The organism is Gordonia sp. GONU (assembly GCF_024733855.1).
Taxonomy (GTDB): Bacteria; Actinomycetota; Actinomycetes; order Mycobacteriales; family Mycobacteriaceae; genus Gordonia; species Gordonia amicalis.
This window is the reverse complement of the sequence record NZ_JANRHB010000020.1, coordinates 57,096-80,844: the sequence shown is the minus strand read 5'-3', so window position 1 is coordinate 80,844 and position 23,749 is coordinate 57,096. Positions and strand designations below refer to the sequence as shown.

The window sequence follows — 23,749 nt, the reverse complement described above, 5'->3', positions numbered from 1 at the left end:
CACCTGTTTCCCACTGCGCCCGCGGCGGCCGCCGCCGGCGGCGGCCTCGGAGTGGCGATCGAGGACATCGCGACTGGTCTGTCGGCAGCTGGATTGTCCGGTCTGCGAATGGAACTCGCCAAGACCTCGGACGGCGCGACGGTGCTGAACGACGCCTACAACGCGAACCCGACGTCGATGTCGGCGGCGCTGAAGTCGCTCGCCGCGCTACCGGCGGGACGACGCGTCGCGGTCCTCGGCACGATGGCCGAACTCGGCGCGGATTCGCCCGGGCAGCACCTCGCGATCGCGCTGGAGGCACGCGAGCTCGGCATCGAGGTCATCGCGGTCGACGAACCGAACTACGGCGACACCGCGCGCCACACCTCCGGCGTCGACGAGGCGGTTGCCGCGCTCGGCGAACTCGCCGGGGGAGATGCGGTGCTGGTCAAGGGGAGTCGCGTCGCGGCTCTGGAGCGGGTGGCCCAGGCACTGCTGCGCTGAGAGCCTCCTCAGCCGTCGCTCACGCGCGGTCCCAGGTTCCCGTCGCCTCGTTCTCGGCGACGGCACGGGCGCGATACTCGCTCGGACCGAGCCCGAGTTCGGCTCGGAAGCGGTTGCGCATCGTGGGACTCGACGGGAAGCCGGAGATCCGCGCCACCTCGGAAACCGCCAAGTCGGGACGTGTTCGGAGGAGCTCGCAGGCGGTCTTCAGCCTACGGTCGGCGATGCGCGCGGCCAGCGAGTCCTCGGTGTCCTCGAAGTGCCGGTACAGCTGACGACGGCTGATGTGCAGGTAGCGGGCGATCGTGTTCGGCGTGAACGACGGGTCGCGGTGATGACGCTCGATGAGGTCGGAGACCGCCTCACGCACGAAGAGCGCGTTGTCGGTGATCTGCCGATTGTCGTAGTCGAGCTGTCCGAGCGCAGCGCGTACCAGTTCGATGGCGGCCATCTCGGTGTCCGGATCCGGCTCGGAGACGCCGACCGCGGTGTCCGACGCGAACTGCAGGATGAACGACGCGGTGGCGCGTGCCAACAGTGTGTGAGAGGCCACCGGCCGGCGTGCTCGTTCGGCGATACGGCGCTGGTTCCCCAGGAGTTCGAGCGGGATCACCAGCCCGGCCGGGTCATTGATCTCGAAGGTCCGCTCGAGATACGGCGACGCGTTGCTGACGAAGGCCAGTTGACCAGGCCCGTACGCGAAGTCGCGCGACCCCTGCCGGATGATGTGCCGGCCCTCCAGGGTGTGCACCCCGATCACGAGGTCCTCGGAGGGCTGCTCGTCGATGAGGCGCGGGTTCCGCGAAACCTGCAGCGGGGTGTGGAGGCTGCAGAACGTGCCGATCATCGACAGCTGACGAACGTACATCAGCGAGTCGAAGGAGTCGGGGTCGTCGGTGTGCACCTCGACGTGCTGCCCGTAGTGGCGCATACCCTCGGGGCCGCTGAGCCTGATCGGTTCGGGTTGGATGATGCTGCGGTGGACGCCGACTCGGCGCTCCCACGTTTCGATCATCTGCGGCGGCAGTGGAGGAGGCGAGCCGTTGTCGCGGAACAACTCGGTCATCGCCGGCTCCCCGGTGCGGGATCGCCCTGGCCGGGACGGGGCGATAGCCGGTGCGTGTGCGTCCGGGTCATACCGACCCACCCGAAGTGCTGCGGTCCCACGCCGGCAGGACCAGCAAGGACGTCAGGAAGAAGCAGATCGCACCGATGAACGTCCCGACATTCGCCAGGATTGCGTCGACGGTCACGCCGGCCTCGGAGATGTAGGAGCCGACGGCCGCGACCCCGAACGCGATGCAGCCCAGGAGATTGATCTGGACCGACCACCAGGAACGAGCTCCGGGATCGAAGAAGCGGTGTGCATGCCGGTATCCGCGGACCGCGAGGAAGCCGCTGACGAGGAAGGCGATGGACCCGCCCGCATCGGGCGCCCAGACCAGATCGCGTTGCGACACAACGGCGTGTGCGGTCAAGGCGGCGGTGGTGCTCACGTTGAACAGTACCGTGCCGAGCGATTGGGTTGCCGCCGAGAGCCAGTCGGCCCGCACCATGACGCCGTTTCCGTAGTCGACGCGCGTGGTCACCGGGCCGCTCAGCAAGAGCTGCATGAGGCCTGCGGCGGTGAAGAACCAGGCACCGACGAAGTAGCAGATGTTGACGGTCGCCGCCCCTGCCCAGGAGCCGAAACCGGGTGCGGAGCCCAGCGCGAACAACGCCGAACCGATCATGAAGCCCCAGCACTGTTTGCTCAGTGTCGGGATGAAGATCTCGCTGCGCCTGGGGGATGACGCGGCAATGCTCATTTTCTACCTGTCTGTGTATGCGACGATGCGTCCCCGGCCTGGAAGGGGATGCCAGGCCGGGGACAGGAGATCCGAATCGCCGAGGGGCTCGGCGATCAGTGGTGGAAGTGCGACCGATCGCCCTCGACAGGCATCGGGCCCTCGAGACGATCGAGGAACTCGACCTCGGTCTGGATGTCCGCGATCAGGGCGCGGGCGAGGTCGTGGCTGAGGCCGGCACGGACCACGATGCGCTGGACGGTCAGGTCGGCGAGATCGTCGGCCATCGGGTAGGCGGGGACCAGCCAACCCTTCATGCGCAGGCGATCCGACAGGTCGTACAGGTTCCAGTTGTCGGTGTGACCGGACTTCAGGCGCCACGCGAACACCGGGATGGTGTCACCCTTGCTGACGAGTTCGAAGGCGTCGATCTCGGCGATCTGCGACGACAGCCACTGCGCGACGTCGAGCGAACCCTGCTGCACCTGGCGGTAGCCCTCACGGCCGAGACGCAGGAACTGGTAGTACTGCAGCAGCACCTGGGCGCCGGGACGAGAGAAGTTCAGCGCCAGGGTGGGCATGTCGCCACCGAGGTAGCTGCAGTGGAAGACCATGCTCTCCGGCAGTGCCTCGGTGTCCCGCCACACGATCCAGCCGACGCCGGGATAGACGAGACCGAACTTGTGGCCGGAGGTGTTGATCGAGACGACGCGCTCGACGCGGAAGTCCCACTCGAGGTCGGGCTGGCAGAACGGTGCGATCATCGCCCCCGACGCGCCGTCGACGTGGATCTTCACGTCCAGGCCGGTGTCCGCCTGGATCTGGTCGAGCTTGGCGGCGATCTGCTTCACCGGCTCGTACATGCCGGTGTAGGTCTGACCCATGATCGCGACGACACCGATGGTGTTCTCGTCGACGTACTTCTCGAGCTCGTGGCCGTCGAGGACCATGTGCTCCGGGCTGATCGGCACCCAGCGCGGCTCGACCTCGAAGTAGTTGCAGAACTTCTCCCAGCACACCTGGACAGCGGTGGAGAGCACCAGGTTCGGCTTCTCGATCGACTTGCCCTCGGCCTTGCGGCGGGCCTGCCAATGGCGCTTGAGAGCCAGGCCGCCGAGCATGCAGGCCTCCGACGAACCGATGGTCGAGGTGCCGATGGCCTGGTCGACGTCCGGGTTGTGCCACAGGTCGGCGAGGATCTTCCAGCAGCGGTCCTCGATGGCCGCCGTCTGCGGGTACTCGTCCTTGTCGATCATGTTCTTGTCGACGGTCTCGGAGTACAGCTTCTTCGCCTCGCCGTCCATCCAGGTCGAGACGAAGGTCGCGAGGTTCAGGCGGGCGTTGCCGTCGAGCATCGCCTCGTCGTGGACGATCTGGTAGGCGGTCTCCGGCAGCAGCATGTCGTCGGCCAGTGAGAACTTCGGCAGATCGGTGGCCTCACCCGGGCGGGTGAAGACGGTACGCAGATTGAGGTTGTCGCCGATGTTGGTGTTCGTGCGGGCATGTGAAGTCGATTTGCGTGTCATGTATTCCTCCTGGTGTTCAGATGCTAAGGCGCTCAATACCGGAAATGGGGCGGTTGAAGCGATCTACTCGAGGTAGACGACAGTCACGGGGGCTTGCCTGTCACGACCTCCCTAGACTTCCACCGGCGGATACAAACGGTCCATCGTGTACTGGCGGTTTCGGCGGGCGGCCCACGACGAGATGAGCAGGCAGGCCACCGTGATACCGCTGAGGACGCCGATGGCGAGCCACAATCGGTAGTCGATGCCGCCGACCGTGAGTTGTCGGAGGCCCTCCACGGTGTAGGTCATCGGGTCCACGTAGTGGATGTACTGGAATGGTGTGGCCGTGGTCGGCACGGGGTAGATACCACCCGCGGAGACCAGCTGGATCATCAGGAATGCCAGTGTCACAACACGTCCGACTGCCACGTCGAACACGGCGTTGAACATCTGGATCATCGCCATGAAGGTGGCGACGACGAGCAACAGGTACAGGAACGTGGATATCGGGTACTCGGCTCGCAGTCCGACGGCGAAGGTGACCACCGAGTACAGGACGGTCGCCTGGATGAAGCCGATGGCGAACGCGGGTGCGTACGAGGCCAATACGACGCGCAGCGACGAGAAGCCCTGCACGATCGGGCGGGACTGCAAGGGCGTCAGCAGCATCCACGTGATGATGCCGCCGACGAACAATGCCAGGGACATGAAGAAGGGGGCGAAACCGGTCCCGAAGGTCGGTGCCTCGTGTGTGTAGTCCTCCTGCAACTCGACGGGCTGCGCCAGCGTCGATGCGATCTCCTTCTTCTGCTCGCTGCTCCAGGACGGGAGGGCCTTGACACCCTCGTCCAGACCCGACGCCAGTTCGGCCGAGCCCGCGGCCAACTGCTCGGTGCCGCCGGCGAGTTGGTCGGCGCCCGCGCTCAGCTCACCGAGACCGGTGCTGAGTTCGGCGGAACCGCTCTTCAATTCGTCGGCGGCACCGCGTGCGGCGATGATGTCGTTGCGCAAGCCGCCGTTCTCGACCAGGGTGAGACCGAGTCGGAGGGGGCTGTTCGGATTGCCGAGCTGCTGAGAGAGCAGAGTGGCATCGCTGTTCAGCTGGGTGAGCTGATTGTTCGCATCCGGTCCGAGACCGTTGGTGCGCAGGAACTGCCGCGCCGGGTTGAGGGCTTCGGCGAGACCACGCATCGCGGGGTCCGAGGAGGCGCCGAGCCGGGCGATGACCGACTCCAGTCCCTTGCTGGCCTGCGATTGTTGATTCGCCGCGGTGGTGAGTTCGTTCGACGCGGCTCCGGCGTTGCGGGCCAGGCGATCTGCGGCCGCGCTCACCTCCGCGGCGGTGAGGCCGGTCTGATCCCCGTTGCCGATCGCCGCGAGCAGCGGGTCGGTCGCGCGGAGCAGTGCGGAGTCGAGTTCGCCGAGACCGCCGGCGAGTTCGGCGGCGCCGTTCTTCGCGGTCACCAGGTTGGTGGCGATCTCCTGAGCACCCGTGTTGGCGGTCTTCAGGCCTGCGGCCAGTTCGTTCGCGCCGTCCGCCGCGGTGGTCAGCTTGCCCGCGACGGTTCCCACGTCGTTGAGGACGATGTCGAAGGTCTGGGCCCCGACCTGTGCGCTGACCTTGTTGACGACCTGCTGCGCGGCGTCCTGGCCGATGATCGTCGCCAGGTAGTTGTTGGCGTCGTTGTAGGTGAACACCAGCGGCGCCGACCGCGGTTTGTCGCTCGTGGGTGACGCGATCGCCGAACTGAAGTCGGCGGGCAGGGTGATCGAGAAGTAGTACTTGCCGTGCGCGACGCCGTCGGCCGCCTCGGCAGCGGACACCTCGTGCAGGTCGAGCTGCTTGGACTCGATCAGCCCCGCGGCGACCTGGGCGCCGGCGTCGAGCTTCTGTCCCTCGACGACCGCGCCGGTGTCCTCGTTCACGAGCGCGACCGGGATCTTGTCGGCGGCGGCGAACGGATTCCAGAACGCCCACAGGTACATCGCGCCGTACAGGAGCGGCATGAGCATGATGACCACGAGCGCCAGCCGGGGCATCCGGCCCCGGTAGTAGCGCTTGATGTCGCTGCCCGGCGAGAATGCGGCAAACATGTTCTCTACGTCCGATCTTCGTGCTCGAGGCCGACGAACTGGCCATCTGTGAGGTTGTGGACACCGATGACGTCACGGACACCGCCGGCCGGGGACACGGCGTTGATGTCGGCGGTGATCACGGTCTGGGTGCGGCCCAGGTCCACGAGACGGTCCATCAGGTGAAGCTGGTTCTGGCTTCGCGTCAGGTTGTCCACCCCGCCGACGACCAGCAGCGGCGGACGTCGCAGGTTGCCCACCGCGATACGGAAGAGGGCAGCGGTCAGTTCGGGGAGTTCTTCGACGAACGACTCCATCGCGGGCAGGGGGTACGGGCCGAAGACGGGTCGGCAGATGCGCTCGAGGTCTTCCTCGAGCGCGGGCGTGACCCACTTGTACCAAGGTGCCGACCACCGGATCTGCTCGGTGATGACGTCGCTGACGCGAATGGTCTGTTCGATGTCGTCGACCTCGTCGATCCATGCCACCGCAGCGTTCTTGAACAGATGGTGGGCGTCGTTCGAGCGGTCGAAGGCGACCAACTCGCCCTTCGTCGGGCGCATGCGACCCGCCAGCGTGAGCAACAGTGCGGTTCGGCCGCGGCCCTCCGGCCCGGCGAGGACCGTGACTCCGCCGGTGCGGACCCGGAGGTCGACCGGACCGTAGATGTGGCCCCAGGAAGCATCCACGGAGAGTTCGCGGGCTTCGATCAGGGTTGCGTCCGAGGGGGTGCCGCCAGGCTCCGGGGCGTCATGCATCGCTGCCGCCCGATCCGAAGACCACATCGTCCAACTTTCTCTTGGGGGTCGGTACAACCGACTTGCCTGCCGTACCGCCGGAAGGCAGTACGGCAGGCAGGGGTTGAATCAGAGGTTCTTGAAGATCCGCTCGGCGTCGCCCTCGGTCAGTGGGTCCGTGCCGTTGATCAGTCCTTCGGACGGCCGGTCGAATACCCGTACATTTCGGATGATTGTGCGACCGTGAACCGCCACTTTGCTGGACATGAAAGGGAACTTAGCCCAGGAATATCCGGCTTTTCAATGCGACCGCGCAGGCCGTCGTGGAGGATCATGGCACGAAATTCACCTGGACGCCCTGTAACGCCGCCGAGGTTCGGATATCACTGCCCGCCACCTCCTGCGAACAGCACGTTTGGGGTGATCGGGGGCAATCCTCATGATGTGACCGGAATCGCATGGGCTGCGCTTTTGTTACGCACTTTCCCAGGGAAGAAAAAGGCCATCTGTGAGTCATCTCCCAAGACGGCACGATATTACTGTTACTCGCGGGTATCGGTAAACCGGCGGCCAACTTCTCGTCGACCCAACGTCATCAGAGTGCCTCATGGGATCGTCGGTCGGATATTCATGGCACATATTGAGCACTCGAGACATTCGTCGCCGACGACCGATCGGATTGGGCTGTCAGAATCTCTTTTCATGACAGATCTCACCCATGCTCATGCCGTGGCGCTCGCCACTGTGCCGAATCTCCGGGATCTCGGCGGTTGGACGAGCGCCGACGGACGCCGGGTGCGGGCCGGCCTGGTGTTCCGGTCCACCGAGCTGCACCGGCTGGCCGGGGATGACCTGGCCGAGTTCGACGCGTTGGGGATCACGGCCGTCTACGACTTCCGTACCGCTGCAGAGCGGGACGCTGCACCCGACCCGGACCTGCCGGGCGTGACCGACACCCACCTCGACGTCCTGGCCGACTCGTCGACCGCCATGCCGGCCCGTCTCAACGAAGTGTTCGCCGACCCGGCGATGGTCGCCCAGGCCAACAAGGCCCTCGGTGGTGGGCAGGCCGAAGCGATGATGGTGGGTACCTATCGGCAGATCGTGAACCTACCCAGTGCCCGTACGGCCTACCGGAAGTTCTTCGAGGCCCTGGCCGAGCCCACCGGACCCGGAGCGGCACTGTTCCACTGCACGACCGGCAAGGACCGCACCGGTTGGGGCGCCGCGACGTTCCTCACGGTGCTCGGCGTCGGTCGCGACGAGGTCTTCGAGGACTACCTACTCACCAACGACGAACTGATCCCGGCACTGCATCCGGTCTTCGCGTCCTTCGAGAAGGCCGGCGGTGATCCGGACATCCTGTCGGCGATTCTCGGCGTCCGGCGGCAGTACCTCGAGGGTGCGTTCGACGAGATGACCGCCGAGTACGGCGACGTCGAGGGTTACTTCCGCGACGGGCTGGGCCTGGATCCCGCTGTCCCGGAGACACTTCGGACGCGCTATCTGGACCAGTGACACCGACGCCGGGCGGGCGCCGCGGTCAGGTGTGTTTCTCGGCGTTGGCCCGGATGACCTCACGCAGATAGACGGCCAGCCCGGGTGCCTGTTCGTCGTAGTGCGCGGTGAAGCGCGGGTCGGCGACGTACATGTCGGCGAGTCCGACGTGCATCTCGTGCGAGCAGTCGTAGAACCGCCCGATCTGGGCACGATGTTCCTCGGCGAGCGCGTCGGCTTCGGCAGATCCGGGTGTCAGTCCCCGGAGCATCGCGTCGGCAAGGCGCCGTTCGAGGTCATCGGTCTCGGCCTTGATGTTGCGCCAGTCCTCCTTCGAGAACCGGGCGACACGTTTCCGGCTCTCCTGCCACGCATCGGTCTCGCCCCACCGCTGTTCGGCCTCCGCGCTGTACTCCTCGCCGCGCCAGTCGTCGCCGAAGATCTCTCGCTGCTTCGCCGCGGACAGTTGGATTCCGCGTTTCTTCGTGGTCATCATCTCCTCCACCGCTACGACCATCCGGTGCAAGCGATCGATCCGGTCGGTGAGCAGCACGTGCTGCGTCCGGAGCTGATGCAGTTCGTCCGCATCGGGATCGTCGAGCAGGGTCGCTATCCGCTCGAGTGAGAAGCCCAGTTCGCGGTAGGTCAGGACACGGTAGAGCCGTTCGACGTCGGCGTCGTCGTAGACGCGGTATCCGGCCGTCGTGCGGCGCGACGGTGTCACCAGCCCGATCTGGTCGTAGTGGTGCAGCGTGCGCACGCTGACCCCGACCATCCCCGCGACGGCGCCCACGGTCAGGCCCGGGGGATCGTCGCGCTGCGGGTGACGCTTCTCTTCACTCACATGGGCAACCTTGGGGTCTGACGTCGCGTGAGGGTCAAGCCGTCCGGCGAGTGGGTCGGGTCAGGGCGCGAAACCGATGACGGTGGTGTCCTTCTGACAGGCGGCGAGCACGCCCTGCAACTGCGACGGTCCGCATGTCCAGCCGGAGACCGACTGCTTAGTGCCGCTGACGATCTTGGGGCCGTACTCGCCGCCGATCGACTTCGCCTGGCCGCAATCGACGTCGCCGGCGAGAATCAGAACACGTAGTGCGCCGTCCGGCCCGGGGATGGTGCCGCAGGTGGCACTGGGGCCGCTGCGGGTGGAGTCGTCCGCGTCGGCGCGCGGTGTGACGGATTCGGCACGGGTCGATGCGGGCTTGCGGCCGGCGACGACGGGCGCGGACGTCGACGGGGTGCCGGCAGGTTGCTCCGCCGCGGGCGCCGCGCTGCTCCCGGCGGTCGCAGACGTGTCGGTGACGTCCTGCTCCGCACCGCACGCGGACAGCGTGAACAGGGCCAATGACAGGCCGAGAGCGGTGGTGGCGAGCCTGGTCCCGGAGGAGATGGCGCGGCGCGTTCTGCACGACATGGTCCCCACCGTATCGAATTGGCGGAACATCGAACCGCGGCGTCCTCGCGGCGTCCGACGGGCCCGACGATCGCGCCGCCGGTTTGGGTGGAGGGCGCCGACCTGGGAGGATGCACCGGTGAGCAGTACCGGAACCGAAGTCACCGACCCCGCCTACACCGTCGGAACCACCCTCCCCGGCACCCGGGGCCGTACCGGGGTGATCGCCACCGCGCACGGCGAGATCCAGACCCCCGCCTTCATCCCGGTGGGTACCAAGGCGACCGTGAAGACCGTCCTGCCCGAGTCGGTCGCCGCGCTGGGCGCGCAGGCGGTCCTCGCGAATGCCTACCACCTCTACCTGCAGCCGGGTCCCGAGATCATCGATCAGGCCGGCGGGCTCGGTGCCTTCATGAACTGGCGGGGTCCGACCTACACCGACAGCGGCGGATTCCAGGTCATGTCGCTCGGCGCCGGCTTCAAGAAGGTCATCGCCATGGAGGTCAGCAACCCCGACGACGAGCTCACCGCCAACGGCAAGGAACGGCTCTCGCGCGTCGATGACGACGGTGTGACGTTCAAGTCGCACCTCGACGGCTCGGCCCATCGCTTCACTCCCGAGGTGTCGATGCGGATCCAGCACCAGCTCGGTGCCGACATCATCTTCGCCTTCGATGAGCTCACCACCCTGATGAACACCCGTGCGTACCAGGAGAGCTCGCTCGAGCGCACCCGACTCTGGGCCCTCCGCTGCCTGGTCGAGCACAACCGCCTGAGCGTCGAACGCGCGCACCGTCCCCAGCAGTCGTTGTGGGGCGTGATCCAGGGAGCCCAGTACGAGGACCTGCGGCGCAAGGCTTCACGCGATCTCGTCGCCCTCAGTGAGGCCGATCGTGACGCGGGCGGAAAGGGATTCGGCGGCTACGGCATCGGCGGCGCGCTCGAGAAGCACAACCTCGGCACGATCGTCGGCTGGGTCAACGACGAACTGCCGGAGGATGCGCCGAAGCATCTGCTGGGCATCAGCGAGCCCGACGACATCTTCACCGCGATAGAGAACGGCGTCGACACCTTCGACTGCGTGTCGCCCACGCGCGTCGCCCGAAACGGCGCGATCTACTCGCTCGACGGCCGGTACAACGTGACGAATGCCAAGTATCGCAATGACTTCCGGCAGCTCGACCCCGAGATAGACAACTACACTTCGCAGTACAGCCGGGCCTACCTCCACCACCTGTTCAAGGCGAAGGAGGGGCTCGGTCCGACGCTCGCGACCCTGCACAACGTGTCGTTCATCGTCACACTCGTCGACCGTGCACGTCAGGCGATCGAGAACGGCACCTACGTCGAGTACCGGGACGAATTCCTGCGTCGCTACTACGGTTCGATACGGGACTGAGCCTGCCCGCGGGAGCGCGGTGGGTCACGTCGGGGAACCGTGCGTGACAGTCGTTCGTTGTGCTCCCATCGCAAGCAGTTGCGAACCACCCCGAAGACTCGGCACCCTGTAGGGGTATTCGAGTACCAGCGAGAGAGACGATGAGACGCGCAAAGCGCCGAAAACGCCGACGACACCCGTCCGCACCCAGTTCCGAACCGAGTACGGAACGAGCAGCCCACTGCGAGATCTTCCCCGACGCCCCGGGCGTCGATCCTGATCGGATGGCGACATGCTGACCGTTCTCGGAATCCTCCTGGGAATCCTGGTGGTCCTCGCGATCACGGCCGTGACCGGCTACTTCGTGGCCCAGGAATTCGGCTTCATGGCGGTCGACCGCTCCCGCCTGAAAGCCCGTGCCGAATCCGGTGACGCCGCCGCGAAACGCGCACTCTCCGTCACCCGGCGCACGTCGTTCATGCTGTCCGGAGCCCAGCTCGGCATCACCGTCACCGGCCTGCTCGTCGGTTACGTCGCCGAACCCCTGATCGGTTCCGGGGTCGGTGACCTGCTGAACAACGTCGGCATCCCGGTGGGTGTCGGTGTCGCGATCGGCACGGTCATCGCGATCCTGTTCTCCACGGTCGTGCAGATGGTGTTCGGCGAGCTGTTTCCCAAGAACCTGGCGATCGCCCGGCCGGAACCGGTCGCGCTGTGGCTCGCCCGGTCGACCACGATCTATCTGACCGTCTTCGGCTGGTTGATCGCGTTGTTCGACAAGGCCTCGAATCTGCTGCTGCGCGCCCTGCGGATCGAGCCGGTCCACGACGTCGAGCACTCGGCGTCGGTCCGCGACCTCGAACACATCGTCGCCGAGTCGCGTGATGCCGGCGAGCTGCCCGAGGACCTGTCCGTGCTGCTCGACCGCGTTCTCGAGTTTCCCACGCGCACGGCCGAACATGCGATGATCCCGCGGCCGCACACCGACCTGGTCGATGCCGGGCTGCCCGCGTCGGAGGTGCTCGATCTGATGAGTACCGGACACACGCGGTACCCGGTGACCGCCGGTACCGACGACGAGGTGCGCGGAGTGGTTCATCTCCACGATCTGCTCGAGTGGTCGTACGCGCTGAAGAAGGAACCCGCCCGGGCCGATCCGTCGGCCACCGCAGGTGACCTGTGCCGCCGGGCCGTCGTGGTCCCCTCGACGCTGCCGCTGCCGGAGGTGCTGGAGAACCTCTCCACCGCAGACGAGGAGATGGCCATCGTCATCGACGAGTACGGCGGTTTCGCCGGCGTGGTGACCGCCGAGGACATCGCCGAGGAACTGGTCGGCGAAATCGACGACGAACACGATCCCGAGAGCACCGCAACGATCGAGGAGACCGCCGACGGCTGGCGCGTCCGGGGCGACGCCCACGTCGACGAGGTCTCCCGCGCGATCGGTTGGGAACTGCCCGAGGGCGATTACGAGACGATCGCCGGACTGGTGATCGCGGAGTTCGTGGGTCTCCCCGCGGTAGGGGAGACGGTGGCGATCAGCATCGACCCCGATCCGGCCGCGCTGTTCGACGACGGTGATGCGCCACCTCGTGTGGTGCACGTGCAGGTCCTCGAGGTGGAGAAGCATGTGCCGGCCCTGGTGTCGGTGTCGCGCGGGGCCGAAGTGAGCTCCGACGCAGCAGGATCGGATGCCGGACGGGAGGCCGACAATGGATAATCCGTGGATCGTCGCGGTGATCACCGTCGTGCTCATCGCGGCCAGCGCCTTCTTCGTCGCCGTCGAGTTCGCGTTGATCGCTGCCCGACGCCACCGGCTGGAGGACGAGGCCGCGACGAGCGGCAGCGCCCGGGCGGCCCTCCGCAGCGCGTCGGAGCTGTCCGTGTTGCTCGCGGGTTCGCAGCTCGGCATCACCGTCTGCACACTCGCGTTGGGCTCGGTCACGAAACCTGCTGTGCACCATTGGCTCACGCCGCTGTTCGAGAGCTGGGGCCTGCCCTACTGGTCCGCCGACGTCGTCGGCTTCGTGGTGGCGCTCATCATCGTGACCTTCCTGCACCTGGTGGTCGGCGAGATGGCGCCGAAGTCGTGGGCGATCGCGCACCCGGAGCGGTCGGCGATCGTGCTGGCCCTGCCGATGCGTGCGTTCATGTGGGTGACGCGGCCGGTCATCGTGCAGCTCAACCATCTCGCGAACTGGTGCCTGCGGCGCGTGGGTGTCGAACCCGTGGATCAGGTCGCCACCGGCCAGGACAGTGACGCGTTGCGCCATCTGGTCGAGCACTCGGCGACGGTCGGGACACTCGACGAGCGCTATCACGCGCACCTGACCAGTGCGCTCGAACTCGAGTCGCTGTCCCTCGCGGACGTCGTCACGCCCAATGACATCCTGGCGGCGGTCCCGCCGACCGCGAGCGCTGACGAGATCCAGACGGTCGGACGGGTTTCCGGCCATCTGCGTCTGCTGGTTCGTGACGCCGACGGTGGCCCGGTGCACGGCGTCGTGCATGTGCGCGACAGCCTGCGCGCCGAGCCGGGTGCCACGGCCGCCGACCTCATGCGCCCGGTGTTGCGGATCGAGTCCGCACAACCGGTCTACGAGGCTCTCGCCGCCATGCGTGAGAGGCGCGCCCACCTTGCCCTGGTGACGGACTCGGGGCGGGCCATCGGACTGATCACCCTCAACGACCTGCTGCAGAGGTTGCTGGCGACGGCGGCGTAGCCCTCAGGGAGTGGAGGCCCACTCCGTGGGGCCCAGCAGCCAGGGTTCGCGGGGGAGGGCCTCGGGGACGAAGCGGCCCGCCAGCGTCGGGAGGTCGACGGCTTCGTCGCGTCCGGCGAGACCCAGCGACTGCGCGAGGTGCGAGAGCACGGTGGCTGCCGAGACTCCGGCCGCCGCCAGGTCGGTGAGGGTGACCGCGCCGTCTCGCTTGGAGAGTCGGACGCCGGCGGGGTTGAGCACCATCGGCACGTGCGCGTAGGTCGGTGGCGTCTCGCCGAGCAGTGTCGCGAGGTAGGCCTGGCGCGGAGCCGACGACAGCAGGTCGTCGCCGCGGACCACCTGGTCGACACCCTGCGCGGCGTCGTCGACCACGACGGCCAGGTTGTAGGCCGGAGTGCCGTCGTTGCGCTGGATCACGAAGTCGTCGACCATGCCGGTGAAGGTGCCGTGGAGCAGGTCGGTGACCGTGAACTCGGTGGTGTCGGCCAGGATGCGGATCGCGGGCGGCCGTCCGGCGGCGATCTTCTCGGCGCGCTCGGCGTCGGTCAGATGGCGGCAGGTACCGGGGTAGGCGCCGTGCGGCGCGTGGGGAGCGGACGGCGCCTCGAGGATCTCGCGACGCGTGCAGAAGCATTCGAAGGTTCGACCGGCGTCGCGGAGCCGGGCGATGATGTCGCGGTAGATGTCGCGTCGCGCGGTCTGGTAGACGACCGGGATCTCCCAGTCGATACCGAGCGAGGCGAGGTCGGCGAGTTGCCGGGCGTCGGCGCCGGCGACGGCGCGGTCGAGATCTTCCATGCGGATGAGGAAGCGGCGCCCCGTCGTACGGGCGAACAACCAGGCCAGCACGGCCGTTCGGAGGTTGCCGACGTGGAGGTCGCCCGACGGGGACGGTGCGTACCGGCCCGCTGCGTGCTGTGTCGACATCGCGTCGAGGTTACCGCCTCGGCTCGACGAGCCGCGATGAGAACCGGCGCCGCCGACGGTCTGCCTCTGCGGTGCGTCCCGAAGGTCGTGCCAGACCCGACCGTCATCCCGGAGTTCCGGGCGGATCGTTGCCAGCGCCCGGAGATGTGAGGAACAGTGAAGCCATGGATCTTCCGGTCATGCCGCCCGTAGCCCCGATGCTGGCCAAGGCGGTCACCGCCGTACCGCCACAGCCCGACGGTGAGACGGTCTGGTCGTATGAACCCAAGTGGGATGGTTTCCGCGCGCTGATCTTCCGCGACGGCGACGAGGTGGCGATCGGTTCTCGCGGCGGGAAGGACCTGGCCCGCTACTTTCCGGAGATCGTGGCGGCGGCGAAGGCGGAGTTGCCCGACCGGGTCGTCCTGGACGGCGAGATCGGGGTACCCGCACTGATCGGTGACACGCACCGTCTCGACTGGGATTCCCTCGCGCAGCGCATTCATCCCGCCGAGTCGCGGGTCAGCATGCTCGCCGAGAAGACGCCCGCCATCTTCATCGGTTTTGACGCACTCGCCCTGGAGTCGACCGCGGTGAACGGGGAACCGTTCGCGGTCCGGCGAGAGGCGTTGTTGCGCGCGGTCGGGCCCGGTGGACGGGACCGGCGGATGCACGTCAGTCGGGTCACCGCCGATCCCGCCGTCGCCGAGGACTGGTTCTCCGCTTTCGAGGGGGCCGGCCTGGACGGGGTCGTGGCCAAACGACTCGACGGGGTGTACGTCGAGAACAAACGCGAGATGCTGAAGGTGAAACACAAGCGGACCGCGGACTGCGTAATCTTCGGCTATCGGATTCACAAGTCGGGCAGGGGGATCGGCTCGATGCTTCTCGGGCTCTATGGCGACGACGGCGAGTTGCGCATGGTCGGCGGTGCGGGCGCGTTCTCCGATGCCAAACGTGTTGAGCTGCAGGAGATGTTCGAGCCGATGCGGCTCGACCCGGGGAAGCCTGCGCCGGGTGAACCCACCCGGTGGCGGTCGGAGAAGTCGGGGGAGTGGATCCCGATCCGTCCCGAACTGGTCGCGGAGTTCGCCTACGACCAGATGGAGAACCAGCGCTTCCGACACACCGTGAAGTTCCTGCGCTGGCGGCCGGACCGAGACCCCCACAGCTGCGGCTATGACCAGCTCGAGGTTCCGCTCACCTACGACCTGCACGACGTCCTGGAAGGGGAATGACCATGGCATCACGTTCTCCCGCTGAAGAACTCGACGTCGCCGGAGTCGCTGTCCGGCTCAGCAACCCGGACAAGATCTATTTCCCCGAACTCGGCGAGAACGGTGGCCGCAAGCGGGATCTCGTGGGGTACTACCGGACCCTCGCCCTCGGCGTCGACGACAGCGGCGACGGACCGCTCATGCGCGCGACCCGAGACCGGCCGACGTTCCTGCAACGATTCCCGGACGGCGTCGAGGGGGAGGAGATCTATCAGAAGCACATCGCCAAGAAGCGTCCGGAACACGTGCAATCCACGCCGATCGTGTTCCCGTCCAAGCGGACCGGGGACGCCATCCGTCCCACGGTGCCCGCGGATCTGGTGTGGGCGGCCAATCTCGGTACCGTCACCTTCCACACCTGGCCGACCCTGCACCCGGACAACGACCATCCCGATCAGCTCCGCATCGACCTCGACCCGCAACCCGGCACGACGTTCGACGATGTGCGGCGCGTGGCGATCGACGGCTTGCGGCCGCTGTTGGACGAACTCGGCTTCACCGGCTTCGTGAAGACCTCGGGTGGCCGGGGGATTCACGTGTACGTCCCCATCGAACCCCGGTGGGACTTCATCGCCACCAGGCGCTGTGTCATCGCGCTCGCGCGTGAACTCGAACGCCGGGACCCGGGCAGCGTCACCACGTCGTGGTGGAAAGAGGAACGGGGGGAACGGATCTTCATCGACTTCAACCAGAACGCCCGTGACCGCACGATGGCCTCGCCCTACTCGGTACGACGCAGCGCGACCGGACGCGTGTCGACGCCGGTGACGTGGGACGAACTCGAAGACGTCGATCCCGACGACTGCACGATGGCGACGGTCCCGAAGCTGCTCGAGGACCGCGGTGATCCGTGGGTCGACATCGCCGATCACCGCCGTGGCATCGAGAAGTTGCTCGAGATGGTGCAGACGGATGACGCAAACGGCCTCGGTGACATGCCTTATCCGCCCAGCTATCCCAAGATGCCCGGCGAGCCGCCGCGTGTGCAGCCCAGCAAGAAGGTCGCCGAACACTGGGACGAGAAGGGCAACCGACGCTCCGACGCATGAGTCGCTGCAGACCCGTATGACGTTGTGCCCGGTTTCCGGGTTCAACGTCATACGGAAGGTTCTCCGGTCAGCGGCGCAGCGCCTCGGCGGCCCACTCGGCGAAGGTCTGCCACCCGATGTCGGGGAACCGGCGGTGCAGCCCGGGGATGTCCACCTCGTACCCGCGGTCGCCGAGGAAGGCGAACATCGCGCTCAGGTCGGCTGACGGGATGCGTTCGGGGTCATAGGATTCCGCACTCACGGTGATGCCGAGGACGTCGCCTGTGACCCGCGCCATCTCGGAGGGCGTCAGCTCGTCGGAGGCGATGTCGATGCGTTCACCGGCATGCGCACCCGGGTCCTGCAACAACATCGCGACGAACCGGCCGAGGTCGCGACGTGAGAGTTGTTGCAGCGGTTTGTCGGCGGGCATCGCGATCGGCATGACCCCGGCGGCGAGGGCGTCGGCACCGGCGAGCAGGTTGTCGTAGAAGTAGGCCGGCCCCACGATCGTGTGCGGGATGTCGGTGGCGGCGAGCATCTTCTCGACCTCGAACTTGGAGTCGAAGTGAGGGACGCCGGTGTCGCGGTCGGCGGAGGCCACCGACGAGAACACGAGATAGGGGAGCGAGGCAGCGGTCGCCGCCTCGATCAGCGCGGTGCCCTGGGCGACCTCGGCGTCGACGCCGGACTCGAAGGGCGTCGTCAGCGCGAAGGCGCCCGCCGCGCCGGTGAACGCATCGGTGAGGCCTACGCCGCTGACGATGTCACCGACGGCGAGTTCGACGCCGCGATCGGCGAGCACCGCCGCTTTCGACGACACGGCGTCGCGGACGAGTGCACGCACTGCGACACCGGCCTCGAGCAGCGCGTCGAGCACCGCGCCGCCCTGACCGCCGGTGGCTCCGATGACGACGACGGGAGAGGAATCGGACATGCCCCCGACCCTAGTGCGGTTCGCGTGACCGGCAAGCGGGTTTGGGTGTGGGCGTGCCCGGCGGCTATCATCTCGTCGTTGGAGGATTCGCCTAGTGGCCTATGGCGCTCGCCTGGAACGCGGGTTGGGTTAACAGCCCTCAGGGGTTCGAATCCCCTATCCTCCGCCACCGAAGGTCCGTGGTGCACTCCCGCAAGGGGGTCGCACCGCGGACCTTCGTCGTATCTCCGGTTCGTAACCCGCCAGGACCTGCGCAGATGTGCCCGCCGCGACGTCGCTGAGCCCCGGTGTCGCCCAGCCGTGAACCCTCGCTACACTGGACGACGGATCCCGCGCGGCGTGCATCCTGTGAACTCCCCCAGGGCCGGAAGGCAGCAAGGGTCAACGGGCTCTCTCGGGTGCGCGGGGTCCCCTATATCCCCGATTCATTTTTCCAGGTCTGTGTCGTCGGACACCCGCGCCGGCGTCCAGCGCGAGAGGTCCAACGTTGAATTTCCACTCGATGAGTGCCGACCAACTACGTGACACCCAGGCGGACCTGAAGAAGCGCTACGACGAGCTGGCCGCGCTGGGCCTCGAGCTCGATCTCACGCGCGGCAAGCCGTCTCCCGAACAGCTGGATCTGTCCAACGCGCTGCTGTCCCTGCCCGGCGATGACTACCGCGACGGCAACGGCACTGACACCCGCAACTACGGCGGCCTCGTCGGATTGCCCGAGCTGCGCGAGATCTTCGGCGAGCTGCTCGCCGTCGACCCGAAGAACCTGATCGCGTTCGGCAACTCCAGCCTCGAACTCATGCACGACCTCACGGTCTTCGGCTTGCTGCACGGCACCGTCGATTCCGACGAGCCGTGGGGCCGTCAGAAGATCAAGTTCCTGTGCCCGGCCCCCGGATACGACCGGCACTTCGCGATCACCGAGAGCTTCGGCATCGAGATGATCCCGGTGCCGATGCTCCCGGACGGTCCAGATGTCCGGCTCTGCGCCGAGCTCGTCGCCAACGACCCGAGCATCAAGGGGCTGTGGGCGGTGCCCACCTACTCCAACCCGACCGGCGTCACGTTCTCCGAAGAGGTGACACGCGGTCTGCTCGCGATGCCGGCTGCCCCCGACTTCCGTATCTACTGGGACAACGCCTACGCGGTTCACACCCTGGTCGATGCCGCGCCGACGCAGCTGCCTGTCCTCGAGATGGCCGCCGAAGCCGGTCACCCCAATCGCGTGTACGTCCTCGGCTCGACGTCGAAGATCACGTTCGCAGGTGGCGGCGTGTCGTTCTTCGGGTCGTCGGACGAGAACATCGCCTGGTTCAGCAAGTACCTCGGCTTCAAGACCATCGGTCCGGACAAGGTCAACCAGCTGCGTCACCTCAAGTTCTTCGGTGACGCCGACGGCGTGCGCGCCCACATGGCCCGCCACCGCGAGATCCTGGCGCCGAAGTTCAAGCTGGTGCTCGACATCCTCGAGGATCGGCTGGCCGAGTCGAAGGTCGCCTCGTGGTCGGAGCCCGAGGGCGGCTACTTCATCAGCCTCGACGTCGTCGACGGAGCGGCCCGACGCACCATCGAACTGGCGAAACAAGCCGGTATCGCCCTGACCGGTGCCGGTTCCGCGTTCCCCTACAAGACTGATCCGCACGACCGGAACATCCGTCTCGCGCCGACCTTCCCGAACACCGACGACCTGCGGGCCGCGATGGACGGGGTCGCGACGTGCGTGCTCCTCGCCTCGGCCGAGACCCTGCTGGCGGAGCGCAACTGAGCCACTCGTCTCGCCGACACGCCGCATCGAAACGCCCACGCAGCGTTAGATAGCTCTCATTCGGCGGTGAGTGAACCGGTATGCACCGATCCATATGCCACTCTTGTAAATCGTGAATCTGCCCAGGCCGGTTCTTCTCGCATCCGGTTTCGCCATCGTCGGGGTCATCGCTCTGGCACTCCAGGATGTCGTCGTGCCCTGGGGAGCCCAGTTCTGGGGTCTGCTCAACAATCAGATCGACCTGGCCGTGTATCGGCAGGGAGCTCAAGCCGTCACCGAGGGTGCCAGCCTCTACGACGTCAAGATGATCGGCGACCTCGACTACACGTACTCGCCGTTCTCGGCGTTGCTCTTCACACCTCTCGCGTGGATCTCGTTCGACGTGGCGCGATGGCTGTGGACCGCGGGCATCGTGGTCGCCCTCTATCTCGTCGTCATGCTGAGCTTCCGCAGCCTGGGCCGGCCGGTCACGTGGCCGCTGCGGGTGATCGCGATGGCGCTGGTCGCGGTGGCGATGCTGCTCGAACCCGTCCGGACGACCATCTGGTACGGCCAGATCAACGTCTTCCTGATGCTGCTGATCCTGGCGGACCTCACCCGTCCTGACACCAGCAAGACCAAGGGCATCGGCACCGGTATCGCCGCGGGAATCAAACTGACGCCGCTGATCTTCGCCGGTTACTACGCGGTGCAACGCAATTGGCGAGCGTTCTTCGGGGTCATCGGCGGATTCGCCATGACGGTGGCGATCGGCTTCATCGCGCTTCCGCGTGACTCGTGGGCCTACTGGACCGGCAAGCTGTTCCAGTCCGACCGTGTCGGCTCGGCGCAGCTGCGCGGCAATCAATCGATCCGCGGGATGCTCGCGAACCACCTCGACACCGACGATCCGTCGACTCTCCTGTGGGCCGCACTGGTCGTGACCGCCCTCGTCGCCGGTTTCGCGGTCGCCGCCTACGCCCATCGCAGAGGGCAGGAACTGGTGGCGATCAGCATCGTCGGCATGACCTCATGTGTGGTCTCGCCGATGTCGTGGGGTCACCACTGGGTCTGGTTCGTGCCGATCGTGGTGGCCGGCGTCCACCTGGCTCTCGACACCCGACGCACCCAGGTCGAACGTGGCCTGGCGGCAGCATCCGCCACGGCCGTCGTGCTGCTGGCGTTCGCGTGGCCGACGCATGTCCCGGGGCTCGTGCCCGACGCCTACTACACGGGTCTCTACGTGAAGACCCGGGTCACCTGGCTCAACTGGTTCACCGTCAGCCCGTATCTGTGGGCGTATCTCGGGATCCTGATCGCGACGGTCGTCGCCCTCCGGTTCTTCGGTTCCCGTTCGGTTGCCGAGTCCGACCCGGCCGCAGTCATCGCTCCCGGGGTCGCGGTAGCGGTCATCGCCGATGGCGGATTGCCCACCGATCAGGCCGACGGTGGCAGCTCCCGGGCCGTCGAACCGTCCGTGCGGACCCACGCCGACCACGTGGATCTGTCCGACGAGATGGTCGATGACCTGGTCGGAACCGCCGGTGAGCTGATGGGTGATGCACCCGAGACAGGGGCATCGCCCGCAGTGTGAGGCAGGCGCATCCGATGTCACGGGTCGCCGGTACTCTCGACGCGTGGCTCTGTATCGCACCTATCGCCCGGCTACCTTCGCCGACGTCGTGGGGCAGGAGCACGTCACCGATCCGTTGAGCCGTGCCCTCGACTCCGGGCGCATCAACCACGCGTACCTCTTCTCTGGTCCGCGCGGCTGTGGCAAGACGTCGTCGGCGCGAATCCTGGCGCGGTCGTTGAACTGTGCCGAAGGCCCTACCTCACGGCCCTGCGGCACGTGCTCGTCATGCGTGGCGCTCGCTCCCGGTGGACCGGGCAACCTCGACGTCATCGAACTCGACGCGGCCAGCCACGGCGGCGTCGACGACACCCGCGAGTTGCGTGACCGCGCGTTCTACGCGCCGGCCGAGTCGCGTTATCGCGTGTTCATCGTCGACGAGGCGCACATGGTGACCAACGCCGGCTTCAACGCGCTGCTCAAGATCGTCGAGGAGCCGCCGGAGCACCTCATCTTCGTGTTCGCGACGACCGAGCCGGAGAAGGTGCTGCCGACGATCCGCTCGCGCACGCACCACTATCCGTTCCGTCTGCTCGCCCCGCCGGTCATGCGCGGTCTGCTGGAGAAGATCTGCGAGCGCGAGGGTGTGACTGTCGCACCCGAGGTCTACCCACTGGTCATCCGTGCCGGTGGGGGTTCGCCGCGTGACTCGCTGTCGATCCTCGATCAGCTCCTCGCCGGCGCCGACGACCAGGGCGTCGCCTACGAGCGTGCACTCGCGCTACTCGGTGTCACCGACATCGCCCTCATCGACACCGCCGTCGACGCACTGGCGTCTGCCGACGGCGCGGCGCTGTTCGGGGCCGTCGAGAAGGTCGTCGACGCAGGTCACGATCCGCGCCGTTTCGCGGTCGACCTCCTCGAACGACTCCGCGACCTGATCCTGCTGCAGGCCGTTCCCGATGCTGCCGACCGCGGGCTGGTCGAGGCGCCGGGCGATCAGCTCGCACGCATGCAGAGTCAGATCGAGACGCTCGGTCCCGCCTCATTGACGCGCTTCGCCGAGATCGTGCACGACGCCCTCGGCGAGATGCGCGGCACCACGTCGCCGCGCCTCCTCCTCGAGGTGATGTGCGCGCGCATGTTGCTGCCCGCGGTGTCGAACGACGACGCCGCCCTGCTGCAGCGGCTCGAGCGTCTGGAATCGGGGATCGGTACGACGTCGATCCCGGTGCCGGCGAAACCCGCTGAGCCAGAACCGGAACCGAAGTTCGTGCGCCCGTCGCAGCGTAAGGCGATGGAAGAGGCGAAGGCGGCCGAGGAGGCACGTCGCGCTGCGGCCGAGGAAGCCGAGGCCGATGTCGCCGTCGTGGCACCGACGCCCCCGGCGCCGATGCCGACACCGCCGACACCAACCGCGCCGCAGCCTGTTGCGCCGGAGCCTGTCGCGCCGGCACCCGAGCCCGTGGCCGCTGAACCCGTGGCCGCTGAACCCGTCGCCGCTGAACCCGTCGCCGTTGAAACCGCGGCCGCTGACCCGGTTTCCGAGACACCTGTGGTCGAGGAGTCGGTCAGTGGCGAGTCGGTCGTTGCCGATCCGGCTGCGCTGATGGCCGACGTCGAGGACACCACCGACGACGCGGACATGCTCGAGGAGCTGAGTGTCGAGGAGCCTGCGCTCGACGCCCTCCCCGACCCGGATGCGCTCGATCTCGGGGACCTCGAATCCGCAGACACCGAAGCTCCGGACACCGAAGCTCCGGACACCGAAGCTCCGGACGCCCAGGCGCCGACGCTCGATCTCCCCGTCGCCGCAGTCGAGTCGCCGGTCGAGGGAGAGGCAACAGCGCCGCCCGCGCCGGAACCCGTGCGGACCGACCGCACCCCCTCAGTCCGGAACGGCGGCACCCCGACCGCGCCGGAGCCACCCTCGCGCGCACGGGCGGCCGAACCGGCCACGAAACCCGCCCCCGAGCCGGGGCAGTCGGTCCACTTCGACGACATCCCGTTGCCGGACGAACCGGTCGATGAGTACTCGGTTCCGCCGCCCGACGCGATGCCGATCCGGGCCAAGGCGCCTGAGCCGAAACCGGAACCGGAGCCCGAACCCGCTCCCTCCGGTGGACTCGACGCCGACGAGGTCCGCAAGCGGTATCCGGAGATCCGGGCAGCGGTGCGGGAGCGTTCGAAGAGTCTCGAACCGATGTTGTCGGCGGCGGTCATCGCCGACCTCGAGGGCACCACGGTCGTCCTGGGGCATCCCGTCGAGGTGCTCGTCGGCCGACTCTCGGCACCCCATGCGGTGACGATCATCCGCGAGGCGCTTTCCGAGGTCTTCGGCACACCGCTCGACGTGCGCACCGTGCATCAGGCCCCGGGCACTGCGGTCGCGCCGTCGGCGGCCGGGGGCGGGCAGCCGACGAAACCGCAGGCCAAGCCGCGGCAGTCGTACTCGCGCCCGAGTCGTGCTCGTGATCAGTCTGTGTCCACGGCCCCCGCACCCGAGCCAGTGGCCGAACCGGAGGAGCCCGAGCCGCCACGCGCGGACGAGGACATCCCCGACGAGGAGCGGGCCGAGATGGTCGCCGATGCGAGGACGGGAGCGCCCGAACAGCGCCTGGACCCCGACCTGGTGGCCCTCGAGCTGCTCAAGTCGGAACTCGGGGCACGGCCGATCGAGTGACCGTCGTGATCACGGGCTGGTGGAA

Annotated in this window: 20 protein-coding genes, 1 tRNA gene and 1 other RNA gene; 12 read left to right on the top strand and 10 right to left on the bottom strand. The window is 67.2% G+C overall.

What is annotated here, in order from left to right; all coding sequences use genetic code 11:
- On the top strand, positions 1-483 hold a 483-nt coding region (locus tag NWF34_RS17225), incomplete at its 5' end, for a glutamate ligase domain-containing protein (protein ID WP_309148645.1).
- Between the two features lie 19 nt (positions 484-502).
- Here NWF34_RS17225 and NWF34_RS17220 read toward each other — a convergent pair.
- The 6 genes from NWF34_RS17220 to NWF34_RS17195 all read right to left on the bottom strand — a co-directional run bounded on the left by NWF34_RS17220 (position 503) and on the right by NWF34_RS17195 (position 6,855).
- Positions 503-1,549: a helix-turn-helix domain-containing protein gene (locus NWF34_RS17220; RefSeq protein WP_258325624.1), complete on the bottom strand. Its 1,047-nt coding sequence runs from the start codon at positions 1,547-1,549 to the stop codon at positions 503-505.
- Positions 1,550-1,616: 67 nt separating this feature from the next.
- Positions 1,617-2,291, bottom strand: a complete 675-nt coding sequence (locus NWF34_RS17215; protein WP_258325623.1) for a hypothetical protein — start codon at positions 2,289-2,291, stop codon at positions 1,617-1,619.
- A gap of 95 nt (positions 2,292-2,386) precedes the next feature.
- Entirely contained in the window at positions 2,387-3,796 is a 1,410-nt protein-coding gene (locus NWF34_RS17210) for a glutamate decarboxylase (protein ID WP_006435184.1), read from the bottom strand.
- A gap of 111 nt (positions 3,797-3,907) precedes the next feature.
- Positions 3,908-5,872 (bottom strand): YhgE/Pip domain-containing protein, encoded by a 1,965-nt coding sequence (locus NWF34_RS17205; RefSeq protein ID WP_258325622.1) that lies wholly within the window; start codon positions 5,870-5,872, stop codon positions 3,908-3,910.
- A 5-nt stretch (positions 5,873-5,877) separates the two neighbouring features.
- The gene (locus NWF34_RS17200) at positions 5,878-6,609 is read right to left on the bottom strand and encodes an ATP-binding cassette domain-containing protein (RefSeq protein WP_258325629.1); all 732 of its coding nucleotides are present in this window, start codon (positions 6,607-6,609) and stop codon (positions 5,878-5,880) included.
- 108 nt (positions 6,610-6,717) lie between these two features.
- Entirely contained in the window at positions 6,718-6,855 is a 138-nt protein-coding gene (locus NWF34_RS17195) for a hypothetical protein (RefSeq protein WP_157753357.1), read from the bottom strand.
- 435 nt (positions 6,856-7,290) lie between these two features.
- Between NWF34_RS17195 and NWF34_RS17190 the strand changes: the two genes are divergently transcribed.
- Positions 7,291-8,106 carry a tyrosine-protein phosphatase gene (locus tag NWF34_RS17190; protein ID WP_258325621.1) on the top strand — a complete coding sequence of 272 codons (816 nt, stop codon included), beginning with the start codon at positions 7,291-7,293 and terminating at the stop codon, positions 8,104-8,106.
- Positions 8,107-8,131: 25 nt separating this feature from the next.
- Here NWF34_RS17190 and NWF34_RS17185 read toward each other — a convergent pair whose 3' ends face one another.
- Both NWF34_RS17185 and NWF34_RS17180 read right to left on the bottom strand, forming a co-directional pair.
- Positions 8,132-8,929: a MerR family transcriptional regulator gene (locus tag NWF34_RS17185; protein ID WP_258325620.1), complete on the bottom strand. Its 798-nt coding sequence runs from the start codon at positions 8,927-8,929 to the stop codon at positions 8,132-8,134.
- A 60-nt stretch (positions 8,930-8,989) separates the two neighbouring features.
- The gene (locus tag NWF34_RS17180) at positions 8,990-9,499 is read right to left on the bottom strand and encodes a hypothetical protein (protein ID WP_258325619.1); all 510 of its coding nucleotides are present in this window, start codon (positions 9,497-9,499) and stop codon (positions 8,990-8,992) included.
- 118 nt (positions 9,500-9,617) lie between these two features.
- On the opposite strand from NWF34_RS17180, the gene tgt reads away from it, so the two are divergent.
- From tgt to NWF34_RS17165, 3 genes are all read left to right on the top strand, one after another.
- Positions 9,618-10,877 carry a tRNA guanosine(34) transglycosylase Tgt gene (tgt, locus tag NWF34_RS17175; RefSeq protein ID WP_258325618.1) on the top strand — a complete coding sequence of 420 codons (1,260 nt, stop codon included), beginning with the start codon at positions 9,618-9,620 and terminating at the stop codon, positions 10,875-10,877.
- 271 nt (positions 10,878-11,148) lie between these two features.
- Positions 11,149-12,576 carry a hemolysin family protein gene (locus tag NWF34_RS17170; protein WP_258325617.1) on the top strand — a complete coding sequence of 476 codons (1,428 nt, stop codon included), beginning with the start codon at positions 11,149-11,151 and terminating at the stop codon, positions 12,574-12,576.
- Positions 12,569-13,579: a hemolysin family protein gene (locus NWF34_RS17165; protein ID WP_258325616.1), complete on the top strand. Its 1,011-nt coding sequence runs from the start codon at positions 12,569-12,571 to the stop codon at positions 13,577-13,579. Before NWF34_RS17170 ends, NWF34_RS17165 begins: the two co-directional genes overlap by 8 nt.
- Positions 13,580-13,582: 3 nt before the next feature.
- On the opposite strand, the gene gluQRS is transcribed toward NWF34_RS17165, so the two are convergent.
- Positions 13,583-14,506, bottom strand: coding sequence for a tRNA glutamyl-Q(34) synthetase GluQRS (gene gluQRS / locus NWF34_RS17160; protein ID WP_258325615.1), 924 nt, complete (start codon positions 14,504-14,506; stop codon positions 13,583-13,585).
- A 164-nt stretch (positions 14,507-14,670) separates the two neighbouring features.
- Between gluQRS and NWF34_RS17155 the strand changes: the two genes are divergently transcribed.
- Positions 14,671-15,723, top strand: a complete 1,053-nt coding sequence (locus tag NWF34_RS17155; protein WP_258325614.1) for an ATP-dependent DNA ligase — start codon at positions 14,671-14,673, stop codon at positions 15,721-15,723.
- Between the two features lie 2 nt (positions 15,724-15,725).
- Positions 15,726-16,811, top strand: coding sequence for a DNA polymerase domain-containing protein (locus NWF34_RS17150; RefSeq protein ID WP_258325613.1), 1,086 nt, complete (start codon positions 15,726-15,728; stop codon positions 16,809-16,811).
- Between the two features lie 67 nt (positions 16,812-16,878).
- Here the strand turns inward: NWF34_RS17150 and NWF34_RS17145 are convergent, their stop codons facing one another.
- Positions 16,879-17,727 (bottom strand): NmrA family NAD(P)-binding protein, encoded by an 849-nt coding sequence (locus NWF34_RS17145; RefSeq protein WP_258325612.1) that lies wholly within the window; start codon positions 17,725-17,727, stop codon positions 16,879-16,881.
- Between the two features lie 80 nt (positions 17,728-17,807).
- Here NWF34_RS17145 and NWF34_RS17140 point away from each other — a divergent pair.
- The 5 genes from NWF34_RS17140 (at position 17,808) to NWF34_RS17120 (ending at position 23,724) form a co-directional block, all read left to right on the top strand.
- Positions 17,808-17,896 (top strand) — tRNA-Ser (locus NWF34_RS17140).
- A gap of 153 nt (positions 17,897-18,049) precedes the next feature.
- Positions 18,050-18,144: signal recognition particle sRNA small type (gene ffs / locus NWF34_RS17135), an RNA gene on the top strand.
- A gap of 70 nt (positions 18,145-18,214) precedes the next feature.
- Entirely contained in the window at positions 18,215-19,489 is a 1,275-nt protein-coding gene (locus NWF34_RS17130) for an aminotransferase class I/II-fold pyridoxal phosphate-dependent enzyme (protein ID WP_258325611.1), read from the top strand.
- 112 nt (positions 19,490-19,601) lie between these two features.
- Positions 19,602-21,062: a glycosyltransferase 87 family protein gene (locus tag NWF34_RS17125; RefSeq protein WP_258325610.1), complete on the top strand. Its 1,461-nt coding sequence runs from the start codon at positions 19,602-19,604 to the stop codon at positions 21,060-21,062.
- A gap of 43 nt (positions 21,063-21,105) precedes the next feature.
- Positions 21,106-23,724: a DNA polymerase III subunit gamma and tau gene (locus NWF34_RS17120; RefSeq protein ID WP_258325609.1), complete on the top strand. Its 2,619-nt coding sequence runs from the start codon at positions 21,106-21,108 to the stop codon at positions 23,722-23,724.
- The last annotated feature ends 25 nt before the right edge of the window (positions 23,725-23,749 follow it).

Bases quoted from the DNA above. Each gene is read 5' to 3' on its own strand.
- gluQRS (WP_258325615.1), bottom strand. From the start codon at position 14,506: ATGTCGACACAGCACGCAGCGGGCCGGTACGCACCGTCCCCGTCGGGC.
- NWF34_RS17220 (WP_258325624.1), bottom strand. From the start codon at position 1,549: ATGACCGAGTTGTTCCGCGACAACGGCTCGCCTCCTCCACTGCCGCCG.
- NWF34_RS17150 (WP_258325613.1), top strand. From the start codon at position 15,726: ATGGCATCACGTTCTCCCGCTGAAGAACTCGACGTCGCCGGAGTCGCT.
- NWF34_RS17180 (WP_258325619.1), bottom strand. From the start codon at position 9,499: ATGTCGTGCAGAACGCGCCGCGCCATCTCCTCCGGGACCAGGCTCGCC.
- NWF34_RS17210 (WP_006435184.1), bottom strand. From the start codon at position 3,796: ATGACACGCAAATCGACTTCACATGCCCGCACGAACACCAACATCGGC.
- NWF34_RS17155 (WP_258325614.1), top strand. From the start codon at position 14,671: ATGGATCTTCCGGTCATGCCGCCCGTAGCCCCGATGCTGGCCAAGGCG.
- NWF34_RS17165 (WP_258325616.1), top strand. From the start codon at position 12,569: ATGGATAATCCGTGGATCGTCGCGGTGATCACCGTCGTGCTCATCGCG.
- NWF34_RS17205 (WP_258325622.1), bottom strand. From the start codon at position 5,872: ATGTTTGCCGCATTCTCGCCGGGCAGCGACATCAAGCGCTACTACCGG.
- NWF34_RS17200 (WP_258325629.1), bottom strand. From the start codon at position 6,609: ATGCATGACGCCCCGGAGCCTGGCGGCACCCCCTCGGACGCAACCCTG.
- NWF34_RS17170 (WP_258325617.1), top strand. From the start codon at position 11,149: ATGCTGACCGTTCTCGGAATCCTCCTGGGAATCCTGGTGGTCCTCGCG.
- NWF34_RS17190 (WP_258325621.1), top strand. From the start codon at position 7,291: ATGACAGATCTCACCCATGCTCATGCCGTGGCGCTCGCCACTGTGCCG.
- NWF34_RS17215 (WP_258325623.1), bottom strand. From the start codon at position 2,291: ATGAGCATTGCCGCGTCATCCCCCAGGCGCAGCGAGATCTTCATCCCG.
- NWF34_RS17195 (WP_157753357.1), bottom strand. From the start codon at position 6,855: ATGTCCAGCAAAGTGGCGGTTCACGGTCGCACAATCATCCGAAATGTA.
- NWF34_RS17145 (WP_258325612.1), bottom strand. From the start codon at position 17,727: ATGTCCGATTCCTCTCCCGTCGTCGTCATCGGAGCCACCGGCGGTCAG.